We start from the raw sequence: 13,480 nt of genomic DNA, 5'->3' as shown, positions 1-13,480 counted from the left end.
CCGGGGCACGCGGACCCGGCCTTGCCGTGACTTGTTTTTATAGACTGCGTAAGCAGCCTTTCAGACCGTTTGGATTAATCGAGATACCCGATGTCTTTCCAGATTTTGTAATCTGCACGGAAGGACTGCAGGCTTTCGTATGCATCCTTGAAGGCTGCATCTTCACTCGAAAGTTCGCCTGCCACTTCTTCCCATGCACCACGCATCGCATCTAGCATTTCCGGCGACCATTTTTTGATGTTCACGCCTTTTTCCTGAAGTTCTTTCAGGGCTGCGAACTGGATCGCTTCGCCTTCTGCGAAACCATAAGCAAGGTTGTCGTTACAGACCGTTTCGATCTGTGCCTGTTGGGTGTCGGAAAGTGCATCCCATTTTTCTTTGTTCATCATCAGATCAAAGAAGGTCAACTGCTGATGCCAGCCCGGGAAGTAGTAGTATTTGGCAACCTGATGGAAGCCAAGTTTCAGATCGATCGCCGGCATGGAGAATTCGGTCGCATCAATCGTACCCAGCTCAAGTGCCGGATAGATGTCGCCAGCCGAAAGAAGCTGGGTCGATACACCGAGTTTTTCCATGACTTTTGCGCCAAGGCCAAAGAAGCGCATCTTCAGACCCTTAAGGTCATCAGGCGAGTTGATTTCCTTGGAGAACCAGCCAGAAGCTTCCGGAGCGATCAGGCCGCAGAACAGCGACTTGATGCCATGTTCGGCATACAGCTTGTCAAAGATTTCCTGACCGCCGCCAAACTTAACCCATGCCAGATATTCACCTGCCTGCGGGCCGAACGGAACAGCACCGAACAGCTGAAGGGCAGGGACTTTACCAGCCCAATATCCCGGGGTTGAGAAAGCAGCATCAATTGAACCGGTTGAAACAGCATCAAAAACTTCGAGTGCAGGTACAAGTGCGCCCGGCTCATAGAATTTAATGTTGATGTTGCCACCGGAAACGGCATCGATTTTTTCATCGACGCGCTTGCCCAGCGTCCCGAGCTGGGTCAGGCTGCCGGGATAGGTTGACCCCATTTTCCAGCGAACGCGTTCCTGAGCATTTGCATCAGATGGGGCAGCAGAAAATGCTGCCGTTGCGAGAACTGCGACACAAGTTGCCGACTTAAGCAGTTTAGAAAAGCTCATCCGTCTTCCTCCCTAAGAAGTCCGAAATTGGTAATACCACGTGAGGCGGACAACCGCGTTTTGCTATTATTATTGCTGCGGGTTTCCGCCGATTTTTATGTTGCGAGGCCGAGCATAAGCGTAATTCGCAAGTATGGGCAAGTTTGTTTCGCTCTTTGCGCAAGAAAATATCTTCGCGGATGCGTGAAAAATAACTTGCATCCAGCTTCAAAAGTAGGATTTGCGCACGGGAATGCGTATTTTTACAGACGTTTAGGCTTTGGTGCGGCCCTATCCTTAAAAGACACGTTATATTCGTCGCTTAGCAAAATTGCTCTGCGACGATTCGCCTTTTGTATGGGGTTGAGTGCTGAATGTATGGTGCGGGGTGTTTTGATTTATCGTGTGATGACGATTTTCAGGGGCTGTGCGCGGGCATCTGGTTTTGCAGCTGCAGTATCATTTGGGCCGCGGGGGAGAATGATTTTGAAATCAGGGCAACGTGACGTTGCCCGGGCGTCAAAGGCCTGAAATGAAAACGGGCGGTCCTTTAAAAAAAAAGACCGCCCGACTGATGGTCGGAGCGAGAGGATTCGAACCTCCGACCCCTGCCTCCCGAAGACAGTGCTCTACCAGGCTGAGCTACGCTCCGTCAGTGGCGGGAGGTTTAGCTCTTCTTTCGGTGCGGATCAAGCATAATCGGGCTGTTTTCAGGGAAATATTTGCGTGATTGGAGGCGTTCAGCAGCGAGTTGCCCAAGGTTGATCTTAAATCACCTGCAGGCTTAGGTTTGCCGATAGTGTTGGCGCAAAAGGCCCTGAGTTCGGTGTCTGTTTCGTGGCCTCAGACAACGAGGGTATCTGAGATGCCTATGGTTTTGGTTGTAGTGAAACACACTGCAACGGGCTGTCTTGAACCAACCTCATTGTTCCTTAAATAAAAACAATGGATCAAAAAAGACATTTAGAGAACGACGACTGGCGTATCGGCAACAAGCCGCTTAACATCAAACATATATAATATGGAGCCTCAATTGTCCGGAACGATCCCAACATATCAGCGGTCAAAATGTTCTGACGATGGTTAAATAAGCTCTGAATTGAAGTTTATCGGGAAGTGTTGGTTTGAATGTTCATCGAATATCTTCGTCCTAAAAACCTGTCCCAAAAAGTGATGCGGGTTACTTTTTCGATCTATTTGGGCGTAACCTTTCTGGTCACAAGTGTTCAGTTCCTGACTGAATATATTAAGACGCAGGATTCAATTTTAAGTGAATTAGAACAGCTCGAGCAGACTGTCCGGAACCCAATCGCGACGAGTATGTGGCAGTACAATCAAAAACAGATGGATGCCCTCGTCGAGGGGTTGCTTAAAATGCCAATAATCGTGGGTGTCGATATTTTCGACAAACACGAAGAAAAGATCATTTCAAAAAGGTCCTACACGGAAGGGGCAGCCCCATTATCAGTCTTTGATAAAAAGTCAGACTTAGCCTGGGAGCTGAACGACAAAAAAATAACGTTAGGGGCGCTGACACTTTATTCATCTTCAGAAGTCGTTTTGAACCGCGTTTTGTTTGGCTTTGCCTTGATTGCGATTACCGCAATCATAAAGCTGTCTGTTTTATTTTGGCTGTTTGTCTGGGCTTTCGATCGTTTTCTAGCCCGTCCGTTAAAAGAGCTCATGTCGCAAGTCGATGAGGTTCAACTGAGCCAAGACTTCAGCAAACGGATCAATCTTTCCATCACTGAAAACAACGAGATCAGTAAGCTTCAGGATCATATGAATAATATGCTCTCTGCCATGGAGAAGGGGCGCGCGCAATTATTGGAAGACGAGCAAGCCAAGCGTAACTGGCTTGAGGATGCTGTTGCAAAGCGCACAGAAGAGCTCCAGATCCTGAATGAAAAGCTCAAAGATCTGGCGGCGAATGATTCTTTAACGGGCGCGTTAAACCGTGGAAATTTCTTTGAGACGGCACGGCATTTGTTCACGTTATCGCAGCGCCAAAAGTCGCCTGCATCCTTTATCCTGATGGATCTGGATCACTTTAAGATGGTCAACGATACCTATGGCCATTTTATCGGGGACAAGGTTCTTATTCATTTTGCGCATACCATTCAGGATTTCCTCGGAAAGTCGGACCTTTTTGGGCGACTGGGCGGAGAAGAGTTTGCAATATTTCTCCCGGACATGGGGATAGATCACGCCAGCCGTCTTGCAGATAAGCTGCGAAAGGCCATTGGTTCGGCCACTTTGGAGGTGGACGGTAAAACAATCACCTACACTGTAAGTTTTGGCGTTACCTCGTCCGAGGCAAAAGACAACTCTATTGACGAACTGTTCAAGCGCGCCGATCTGAAGCTTTATGGGGCCAAAGAGAAAGGTCGCGATCGCGTCGAAAGGTAAAGAAAATGCACCGTCTATTCGTCTTTATGCTTCTTTTGACGGCAACCACGGTGGCCAACATCAGTCAGGCGGCGACTTTGAAGGTTTGCTATGATCAATGGGCGCCGATGACGATCTTTCCCTCGGAAGATGCTCCTGAGCGCGGCGTTATCATTGATATGCTCGATCACATATACACCTCTCATGGCTACACACTGGAATATTACGAAGTCCCTCTCGCACGGGGGCTTAGCATGGTCGAAGATGGTCTTTGTGACATGCTGCCCGAATACGTGTTTTCAGGGCCCAAGGATACCGGGTTCGTGTATGCCGAGGAAAAGACGTTTGCCTATATAACCGCCTTTGTTGTCAGGCAAGATGATCCGTGGCGCTATAACGGCATCCAGTCGATGAACGGCAGGCGCATTGCAACGGGGCCGGGCTGGGATTACAGCTCGGCAAGCCTCGAGTATCAAAAATATATTGATGATCCAAGAAATGCGGATTTCATCGAAGTGATCTCTGGCTACGATGATGTGGTGGACCGGATTTTCACCATGATTAAAGAAAACCGGGTCGATCTTTATGCCGATAACGAACTGGTTCTTCAGTATGTCTTAAATCGGCTGGACATGAATGATGATCTGAAGATTGTACGCCCGGGCTTGGAAAGGAAACTGGTTGAAAGAGCGATCTTCTCAAAGAAAATTCCACCGGAAAAAAGACAGCAACTTATAAGAATCTGGAATGAGGGACGCTTGTCGATGAAGGGCGAGAAAGAGAACGTCTTGCTTGAAAAATATGGTGTGAGATTTGAAGAGTAACGCCTAGACTGAGGAACCAACGGGTTATGGCCATGGCTCGTAATCATTTTCTTGGTGTTTTCAGGGGGCTAGTTTCTGCGTGTCAACGAAAAACGCCCCAGCATTTCTGCTAGGGCGTAATATCTTGATATTTCTATCAATAATGGTCGGAGCGAGAGGATTCGAACCTCCGACCCCTGCCTCCCGAAGACAGTGCTCTACCAGGCTGAGCTACGCTCCGTCATTCTGCGAAGCCGGGTGATAATGGTTTCTGGCAGGTGACGCAAGATATTTTTGTGACATCGTTGCCCAACATCGCCAAGCAATATGGGGTGTTTGTCGATAGGTGGTATCAGTAGGGGCGGGAAATACAGAACTCGACCGCTTCGATCATCGAATCCTTGATCGGACCATCGTCAAAGCGCGTCAGCGTATCAATTGCCATCTGACCATAGTCGCGGGCCCGATCCATTGATGCCGTAAGTGCGTCATGTTTGCGGATCAGCGTTTGTGCGCGATCAAGATCGCCGTCTTCAAAATTCTGATCTTCCATGCAGCGACGCCAGAATGCTTTTTCATCTTCGTCGCCCTTGGCAAAGGAAATGATCACCGGAAGTGTGACCTTACCGTCACGGAAATCATCGCCGACGGTTTTGCCAAGCGTGGCCTGATGGGCAGAATAATCGAGAACATCGTCAATCAACTGGAATGCAGTGCCCAGATAGATGCCATAAAGTCGCAGGGCTTCTTCATCCTCGGTCGACCGTTTGGCAATGACCGCACCGATTTGCGATGCTGCGCCAAACAAGGCGGCGGTTTTGGCCGTGATGACTTCAAGATAGGCCTCTTCGCTCGTCCCCATGTCATTGGCGGTCGCCAGCTGTAAGACTTCGCCTTCGGCAATGACGGCCGATGCCTGTGCCAGAATATCAAGAACACGCAGCGATCCGGTTTTGACCATCACGACAAAGGCGCGCGCAAACAGGAAATCACCAACCAGAACGCTTGCTTCGTTACCAAAAAGGGCATTGGCTGACGCTTGTCCACGGCGTAGCTGACTTTCGTCAACCACATCATCATGCAGAAGGGTTGCAGTGTGGATGAACTCGACACAGGCGGCAAGGTCAACCGCATCGGGACCATCGCCGTAACCGCAAAGCCGGGCCGATGCCAGTGTCAGCATCGGACGCATGCGTTTGCCACCGGCCGCAACCAGATGTGATGCCAGTTGCGGGATCAGGGCGACTTCGCTGTGCATATTGTCGATGATGACCTGATTGACGCGCTTCATGTCGGCGTCAACAAGGTTAACCAGTGAATCAAGGCTCGGCTGAGGCTTTGTCTGCGGTGCGGTATTGGTCACGCTGTATTCCGACTTTCCAATGGCATCTTCGCAGCCTGCATTTAGCGAAGATTGCAAATAACATCAGGCGGCCTCAACATAGATAGCCAAGGGCATACCGGTCAAGGGGACAAATGCTGTGGTGCACAGTGTCCAATCCTAGATAAATTGCGGGATTAAGGGCATTTTCTGAAAACGGCTGCACAGGCTCCCCACATTAATGTACGTATAATTTCAACACTGGATCTGAAACGATCCGGTCAAGGTAACACACCGAGCAAACGATTTAAGGGGAACCGCCATATGATCGAACTGTTTCGCAGCAACGATCCGATTGAGCTGAGCTGGGCGCAATCGGTGTTGGCGGATGAAGGAATTTCAAGCCACATCTTTGACTATCACGCCAGCATCATCGAAGGATCCATCGGGGCGCTGCAACGGCGCTTGATGGTTGACGGCGAACAGGAAAGTCGCGCGAAATACATTCTTGATATTGCCAGACGCGAGCTTGATGCGCATAACGCAGCACAGGATAAAAAGGACGAACTGACGTCCAAGTGATGCAGGCAAGTAATGCTGGCAAGTGATGCTGGGTCTCGGGACTTCACCAAAACCCATATTGCTGGGCAGGATGAGGTGCGTGACACTGGTGGCGCAAATAAAGGCGATTGATGACAAACGCAGGTGCGACATGTGATGTGCCCGACTTTCCCGAAGACCGGATCAGTCATGATTTTCTTCTGGGTGGGTCGGTAACGCTTAAACAACCGGTAGACGGCTATCGGGTGGCGGTCGATGCGGTGTTTCTGGCGGCTGCGGTCGCGATTAATTCCAGACGCGATCAAAAAATTCTTGATGTCGGGGCGGCAGTTGGCTCGGCCGGGTTGTGTGTCGCACATCGACTTGAAGATGCGGTTGTGACCGGTATTGAAGTGCAGGATGACCTCTATGCGCTTTATTGTCGCAACGTGGTTGAAAATGATCTGGTTGGGCGCGTGACCCCGGTTCATGGCGATATCAATGATCCAAAGTTGCCTTTACAGGCACATGGTTTTGATCAGGTGATTTCAAATCCGCCCTACTATCCCGGTGGCACGCGCTCGCCCAATGACAGCCGGGCAACTGCCCATCAGGAAGGCCAAACCAGTCTCAAAGACTGGATCGGGTTCTGTTTGAAAATGCTGCGTCCCAAAGGGCGGATTACGTTGGTGCACCGCGCAGATCATTTGGATCGCATCATTGGTTTGTTGCATGGCAAAGCCGGGGATGTGACGGTGTATCCGATCTGGAGCAAAGATAATTCCGAGGCACCACTGCGCGTGATTGTTTCAGCCCGCAAAGGGGTGGCATCGCCGCTTACGCTGCGTCGTGGGCTTGTTTTGCATGACGCCGCAGGGGCCTTTTTACCGCACGCAGAACAAATTTTGCGCAATCCAGTGGCATTGCCCGGTTTCTAAATCGATGAGAGTTTAATATAAGAATCGCTTGGTTGCGCTGTGGCGCAGGAATAAATGCGCTTTGGGAACGGATATGCTCAGCTTTTCGAAAATCATTTTTACCGCTCTGGTCATTGTCGTCGTATGGCAGGGCTTTAAGCTGTTTAACCGTTTCAAGCAGGTTTCAGAAAACGAACAGCCAAAGCAGACCCGCCATAAGAAGAAAAGCCAGCCAAAGACAGTGGCGCAGGAAATGGAAAAATGCCCCGCGTGCGGTGTTTACCACGCCGAAGGCAATGCCCATCGCTGCTAGGGCTAAGCTGAACATTATTCTTGGCCAAGGTTTCGCGCCCGGTTTGGGGCGGAAAGATATGCCAATGCAAGCGACAGAAACCCAACGGCCTGTCTTCGACTTTGTGTCAACACGGGCAGATTTCATTTGAAAACCGGCACCAGATCGCTGATCTATGATGTTGCGGTGCAGTATTTTGTGACGAGCAGTGATGCAAGGGTTGCAAATTCGGTGCATCTCAGGGCTTTTGCCTTCTTGACCCCGGCGGGGCAGGGCGGTAGCTTGCCGCTCTAATTTATAGGCAACAGTAATAGTGAGTTTGCGCAATGGCGCTCGACGGGTCGCAACGTCCCCCTTCATTTCAGGAAATCATTCTCCGACTGCAAAGCTATTGGGCTGATCAGGGATGTGTCATCCTTCAGCCTTATGACTTGGAAGTCGGTGCCGGTACCTTCCACACCGCGACAACCTTGCGCGCGCTTGGACCGGAAAGCTGGAATGCGGCCTATGTGCAGCCATCGCGTCGTCCAACCGATGGTCGGTATGGGGAAAACCCGAACCGCTTGCAGCACTATTACCAGTTTCAGGTGATCATGAAGCCGTCGCCGGGCAATTCGCAGGAATTGTATCTTGGCTCGCTCAAGCATCTGGGCATTGACCCGATGGCCCATGACATCCGCTTTGTCGAGGATGACTGGGAAAGCCCGACCCTTGGTGCATGGGGTCTTGGCTGGGAAGTCTGGCTTGATGGCATGGAAGTCACCCAGTTCACCTATTTCCAACAGGTCGGTGGGTTTGAATGCAACCCGGTCCCGGTCGAGCTGACTTATGGGCTGGAACGTCTGGCGATGTATATTCAGGGTGTCGAGAACGTCTATGACCTTGATTACAATGGTCAGGGCGTCAGCTATGGCGACGTGTTCCTGCAAAATGAAATCGAACAATCGACCTATAACTTTGAAGTCGCGAACACCGATATGTTGTTCCAGCACTTCAAGGACGCACAGGCCGAGTGTAGCGTTAATATCGAACGCGGTCTGGCATTGCCGGCCTATGAGCAGGCAATGAAAGCCAGCCATATCTTTAACCTTCTTGATGCGCGCGGCGTGATTTCCGTGACCGAACGTGCGGCCTATATCGGCCGTGTTCGCGACATGTCGAAATCCTGCTGTGAGGCGTGGCTGCGATCACGCGGCCATCTGAAAGAGGAGGCATAAGTTATGGCCGAATTGCTGCTTGAACTGTTTTCCGAAGAAATTCCGGCCCGTATGCAGGCCCGTGCGTCGGACGATCTTGCCAAACTGATCACCGATGGCCTTAAGGCCGCCGATCTTGCGTTTGAGACTGTCGAAACGCTGGTCACCCCGCGCCGCTTGACCCTGATCATTGATGGTTTGCCCGAAAAACAGCCGGACTTGCGCGAAGAACGCCGTGGTCCGCGCGCCGATGCACCTGAAAAGGCGATCAATGGTTTCCTTACGGGCAATGGTGTGACCCTTGAACAGTGTGAAAAGCGCGAAATGCCCAAGGGCACTTTCCTGTTTGCGATTGTCGAACAGAAAGGCCGTGCGAGTGCTGAGGTCATCAAGGACATCGTCGAAGATGCCATGGCCAAATTGCCGTGGCCAAAATCGATGCGCTGGGCCGATCAGAAAGTCCGCTGGGTGCGTCAGCTCGACAGCATTCTGTGCCTGTTTGATGGCAAGGTGATCCCGGCGTCGTACGGTCCCGTCACCGCCGGTGATACCACCCGCGGCCATCGGTTCCTTGCCCCGGCAACCTTTAGCGTTGCCAATGCCACCGAATACAAAGAAAAACTGCGCTTTGCCATGGTCGTGCTTGACCGCGAAGAGCGCAAGCAGGGCATCCTTGACGGTGCCAAAAAGCTGGCCGCATCCGAGGGCTTTGACCTTTTGGAAGATAACGGTCTTCTCGAAGAAGTCTGTGGCCTGGTTGAATGGCCGGTTCCGGTGATGGGCAAGGTCGATGACCTGTTTATGGATATCCCGCGTGAGGTTCTTGAAACCTCGATGCGTGAACACCAGAAATATTTTGTTGTCGAAGATAAAAACGGCAAACTTGCCGCACGCTTTATCACCATTTCCAACATGGTGACGGCGGACAACAATGCCAAAATCATCGCCGGTAACGAACGCGTTTTGCGCGCACGCCTGCATGATGCCAAATTCTTCTGGGATCAGGATCGGAAAGTGACGCTGCAATCGCGTCTGCCGAAACTCGACAGCATCGTCTTCCACGCCAAGCTGGGGTCGCTTTCCGAGCGTGTCTTGCGCCTGCGTGGGCTGGCACGTGAGCTGTCGGCCGATATCCCGGGCTGTGATGTCAAACTGGCCGACCGTGCCGCTGAAATCGGCAAGGCCGATCTGGTGTCGCAGATGGTGTTTGAATTCACCGAACTTCAGGGACTGATGGGGAAATATTACGCCGAAAATGACGGCGAAGCCCCGGAAGTCGCCAATGCCATTGCCGAGCATTATGCCCCGGCGGGGCCATCGGATATGTGTCCGACAGCACCGGTTTCGGTTGCTTTTGCCTTGGCAGAGAAGCTTGATACCCTTGCCGGGTTCTTCACGGTTGATGAAAAGCCGACCGGGTCAAAAGATCCGTTCGCCCTGCGTCGTGCGGCATTGGGTGTCATTCGTCTGGTTCTGGAAAACGGTTTGCGTTTGCCGCTACGTCGCGTCTTCGCCTTTGCTGTTTCTCAGTACCCGTCGGCCATTCGTCGTGATGCGGCGGTGGATGATCTTTTGGCATTCTTTGCCGACCGTTTGAAAGTCCATCTGCGTGAACAGGGTGTGCGCCATGATTTGGTGTCTGCCGTGTTTGCACTTGATGGCGAGGACGATCTTGTCCGCCTGCTGGCCCGTGTTGAGGCGCTTTCCGATTTTGTATCGGGCGAAAGCGGCGTTAACCTTATGGCTGGCTACAAGCGTGCGTCCAACATCCTGCGCATCGAAGAGAAAAAGGACGATACGTCCTATGACGCGGATGTTTCCGCGGATCTTCTGAGCGTGGATGAAGAACGCAAGCTGTATCAGGCGCTCATCGATGTCCGGCATACTGCCTTGCCGCTTTTGCGTAACGAGGATTATGCCGCGGCAATGACCGAATTTGCGCGGTTGCGTGAACCGGTCGATGCATTCTTTGAACAGGTCACGGTAAACAGTGACAAGGCGGACGAACGTGCCAACCGGCTTAAGCTGCTGGCGCAAATTCGGACGGCCTTGCATGACATTGCAGACTTCTCAAAGATCGAAACATAAATAGGTCGGGGTTACGGGGCTTTCCCCATCCTGGGGAGGCCCGCCAAAGGGCCTTGACCAGATGAGGAAAAGGCAAGATGACCAAATGGGTCTACGGTTTCGGTGGCGGTAACGCCGAAGGCCGATCGGATATGCGTGAACTTCTGGGTGGCAAGGGCGCAAACCTTGCCGAGATGAGTAATCTTGGGCTTCCGGTCCCGCCTGGCTTTACCATTACAACCGAAGTCTGCACGGCGTTTTATGACAATGACCGTACTTACCCGGATGGTCTGAATGCCGAAGTCGAAACGGCGCTGGCGGCAGTTGAAAAACTGGTCGGACGCAAGTTTGGCGATGCAAGCGATCCCCTTTTGGTATCTGTTCGTTCCGGTGCGCGGGCATCCATGCCCGGCATGATGGATACGGTTTTGAACCTTGGCCTCAATGATCAAACGGTTGAAGCCTTGGCATCAGTGTCAGGTGATCGTCGTTTTGCCTATGACAGTTACCGCCGCTTTATTCAGATGTATGGCGATGTGGTGCTCGGTGTTGAGCATTACCATTTCGAAGAAATCCTTGAGATCCATAAGGAAGACAAGGGTTATTCCCTTGATACCGAAATGAGTGCCGATGATTGGGCCGAGGTCGTTCGCGATTTCAAGAAAAAGGTCGATAGCGAGCTTGGTCAGCCTTTCCCGCAAGACCCGCGTGAACAGCTTTGGGGCGCGATTGGTGCGGTGTTTGGCAGTTGGATGAATGCACGGGCCAATACATACCGTCGTTTGCACAGTATCCCGGCAAGCTGGGGCACGGCAGTTAACGTGCAGGCCATGGTGTTTGGCAACATGGGCGATGATTGTGCGACAGGTGTGTGTTTCTCGCGCAATCCATCGACCGGCGAAGATCGTTTCTACGGCGAGTATCTGATCAACGCGCAAGGCGAAGACGTGGTTGCGGGCATTCGGACACCGGCACCGCTGACCAAAATCGAACGCGAAGAATCCGGATCGGATTTGACTTCGATGGAAGAAGCGCTTCCGAAGGTCTTTGCCGAGCTTTGCGATATCCGCGACAAGCTGGAATCCCATTACCGCGATATGCAGGACATGGAATTTACCGTTGAGACGGGCAAGCTTTACATGCTGCAAACCCGTGCCGGTAAACGGACGGCCAAGGCGGCCCTGCGCATCGCCGTTGAAATGTGCAGTGATGGCGTGATCAGTAAGGAAGACGCGCTGCGCCGTGTTGATCCCGCCCAGCTTGATCAACTTTTGCATCCGACCCTTGATCCCGAAGCAACACGTAAAGTGATTGGCATGGGCCTTCCGGCGTCCCCGGGGGCGGCATCCGGACAGATTGTCTTTTCCTCTGAAATTGCCGAGGATTGGGCGCATAACAAGGGCCAGAAAGTTATTCTGGTGCGGATCGAAACCAGTCCGGAAGACATTGCGGGCATGCATGCCGCCGAAGGTATCCTGACGTCCCGTGGCGGGATGACAAGCCATGCCGCCGTGGTGGCACGTGGCATGGGTACGCCCTGTGTCTGTGGTGCGGGTCAGATCAAGATCGATTATGCCAACAAAACCATGATTGCGGGTGGTGTGAACCTTAAGGAAGGGGATGTTATTACCCTTGACGGGGCAACCGGCGAAATCATGCTGGGCGAGGTCGCAACGCTCAAGCCCGATCTTTCGGGTGATTTTTCCAAATTGATGGAATGGGCTGATGGGGTGCGCCGGCTTAAGGTCCGCACCAATGCCGAAACCCCTGATGACGCGCAAACCGCGCGTGGTTTTGGCGCCGAGGGTATTGGTCTTTGCCGGACGGAACATATGTTCTTTGACCCGGCACGGATCATTTCCATGCGCGAAATGATCTTGGCTGAAACCGAACAGGGGCGCCGCACCGCCCTTGATAAGCTTCTGCCTTATCAGCGGCAGGACTTTATTGACCTGTTCCGCATCATGAAGGGGCTTCCGGTCACCATCCGGTTGCTTGATCCGCCTTTGCATGAATTCCTGCCACATGGTGATGGGGAAATCGCCAAGGTTGCCAATGCCGCAGGCGTGTCCGAGGCGATTGTGCGCCGTCGTTTGCTTGACCTGACGGAAGCCAACCCGATGCTGGGCCATCGTGGTTGCCGACTTGGCATTAGCTATCCTGAAATCTATGAAATGCAAGTGCGTGCGATCTTTGAAGCCGCGATTGAGGTTTCCAAGGATGGTGGTAGTCCGGTGATCCCGGAAATCATGATCCCGCTGATCGTTGGCAAAAAGGAACTCGAAATCCTGAAAGCTGCGATCATCAAGGTTGCAGCCGAGGTCGAGGCCGAAAAATCGGCCAAGCTGACTTTCCTTGTCGGCACGATGATCGAATTGCCGCGTGCGGCCCTCAAAGCCGGAGAAATTGCCGAAGAAGCCGAGTTTTTCAGCTTTGGCACCAACGATTTGACCCAGACCACCTTTGGTCTGTCGCGCGATGACGCGTCGCGTTTCCTAGATACCTATATTTCCAAGGAAATCTTTGCCGGTGATCCGTTTGTGTCACTGGATCAGGAAGGGGTTGGGGAGTTGGTCAGCATTGCGGCCGACCGCGGGCGTGCGACGCGCCCCGACATCAAGCTTGGCATTTGTGGCGAACATGGTGGGGATCCGTCCTCCATCGCGTTCTGCGAAGCACAGGGACTAGATTACGTATCCTGTTCGCCCTATCGTGTGCCGATTGCGCGTTTGGCCGCCGCACAGGCAGCCCTTGATCGCAAGTCGTCCTAAATAACAACACCGGCGGCAAGATGACCTTGCCGCCGGTGTTTTTGTCTTTGTTTGATCTGGCGTTTAAAGC

10 protein-coding genes and 2 tRNA genes are annotated in these 13,480 nt (G+C 52.3%); 8 read left to right on the top strand and 4 right to left on the bottom strand.

Annotated features, from left to right (window positions below; translation table 11 throughout):
* Positions 1–74: 74 nt before the first annotated feature.
* On the bottom strand, positions 75–1,136 hold the full coding sequence (locus AC0VXT_RS15165) for a TRAP transporter substrate-binding protein (protein ID WP_475546078.1): 1,062 nt from the start codon (positions 1,134–1,136) through the stop codon (positions 75–77).
* 554 nt (positions 1,137–1,690) lie between these two features.
* Positions 1,691–1,767: transfer RNA gene (locus AC0VXT_RS15160), tRNA-Pro, on the bottom strand.
* A gap of 476 nt (positions 1,768–2,243) precedes the next feature.
* Here AC0VXT_RS15160 and AC0VXT_RS15155 point away from each other — a divergent pair.
* Both AC0VXT_RS15155 and AC0VXT_RS15150 read left to right on the top strand, forming a co-directional pair.
* Entirely contained in the window at positions 2,244–3,524 is a 1,281-nt protein-coding gene (locus AC0VXT_RS15155) for a diguanylate cyclase (protein WP_475546077.1), read from the top strand.
* A gap of 5 nt (positions 3,525–3,529) precedes the next feature.
* Positions 3,530–4,327 (top strand): substrate-binding periplasmic protein, encoded by a 798-nt coding sequence (locus AC0VXT_RS15150; protein WP_475546076.1) that lies wholly within the window; start codon positions 3,530–3,532, stop codon positions 4,325–4,327.
* 143 nt (positions 4,328–4,470) lie between these two features.
* Here the strand turns inward: AC0VXT_RS15150 and AC0VXT_RS15145 are convergent.
* Positions 4,471–4,547, bottom strand: a tRNA-Pro gene (locus AC0VXT_RS15145).
* A 111-nt stretch (positions 4,548–4,658) separates the two neighbouring features.
* On the bottom strand, positions 4,659–5,669 hold the full coding sequence (locus AC0VXT_RS15140) for a polyprenyl synthetase family protein (protein WP_475546075.1): 1,011 nt from the start codon (positions 5,667–5,669) through the stop codon (positions 4,659–4,661).
* A 282-nt stretch (positions 5,670–5,951) separates the two neighbouring features.
* Between AC0VXT_RS15140 and AC0VXT_RS15135 the strand changes: the two genes are divergently transcribed.
* The 6 genes from AC0VXT_RS15135 (at position 5,952) to ppdK (ending at position 13,410) form a co-directional block, all read left to right on the top strand.
* The gene (locus AC0VXT_RS15135) at positions 5,952–6,209 is read left to right on the top strand and encodes a putative signal transducing protein (protein ID WP_475546074.1); all 258 of its coding nucleotides are present in this window, start codon (positions 5,952–5,954) and stop codon (positions 6,207–6,209) included.
* Positions 6,210–6,319: 110 nt separating this feature from the next.
* Positions 6,320–7,105 carry a tRNA1(Val) (adenine(37)-N6)-methyltransferase gene (locus AC0VXT_RS15130; RefSeq protein ID WP_475546073.1) on the top strand — a complete coding sequence of 262 codons (786 nt, stop codon included), beginning with the start codon at positions 6,320–6,322 and terminating at the stop codon, positions 7,103–7,105.
* Positions 7,106–7,178: 73 nt separating this feature from the next.
* Complete coding sequence (locus tag AC0VXT_RS15125) at positions 7,179–7,397, top strand: hypothetical protein (protein WP_475546072.1); 219 nt, start codon at positions 7,179–7,181, stop codon at positions 7,395–7,397.
* 305 nt (positions 7,398–7,702) lie between these two features.
* Positions 7,703–8,593: a glycine--tRNA ligase subunit alpha gene (locus AC0VXT_RS15120; protein WP_475546071.1), complete on the top strand. Its 891-nt coding sequence runs from the start codon at positions 7,703–7,705 to the stop codon at positions 8,591–8,593.
* Between the two features lie 3 nt (positions 8,594–8,596).
* Positions 8,597–10,660 (top strand): glycine--tRNA ligase subunit beta, encoded by a 2,064-nt coding sequence (gene glyS, locus AC0VXT_RS15115; protein WP_475546070.1) that lies wholly within the window; start codon positions 8,597–8,599, stop codon positions 10,658–10,660.
* A 77-nt stretch (positions 10,661–10,737) separates the two neighbouring features.
* Positions 10,738–13,410: a pyruvate, phosphate dikinase gene (gene ppdK / locus AC0VXT_RS15110; protein WP_475546069.1), complete on the top strand. Its 2,673-nt coding sequence runs from the start codon at positions 10,738–10,740 to the stop codon at positions 13,408–13,410.
* Positions 13,411–13,480: the final 70 nt, after the last annotated feature.

Source organism: Thalassospira sp. Z349TD_5 (assembly GCF_056173045.1).
The sequence above is the reverse complement of the archived record's forward strand: the minus strand, read 5'-3'. Positions and strand labels throughout refer to the sequence as shown.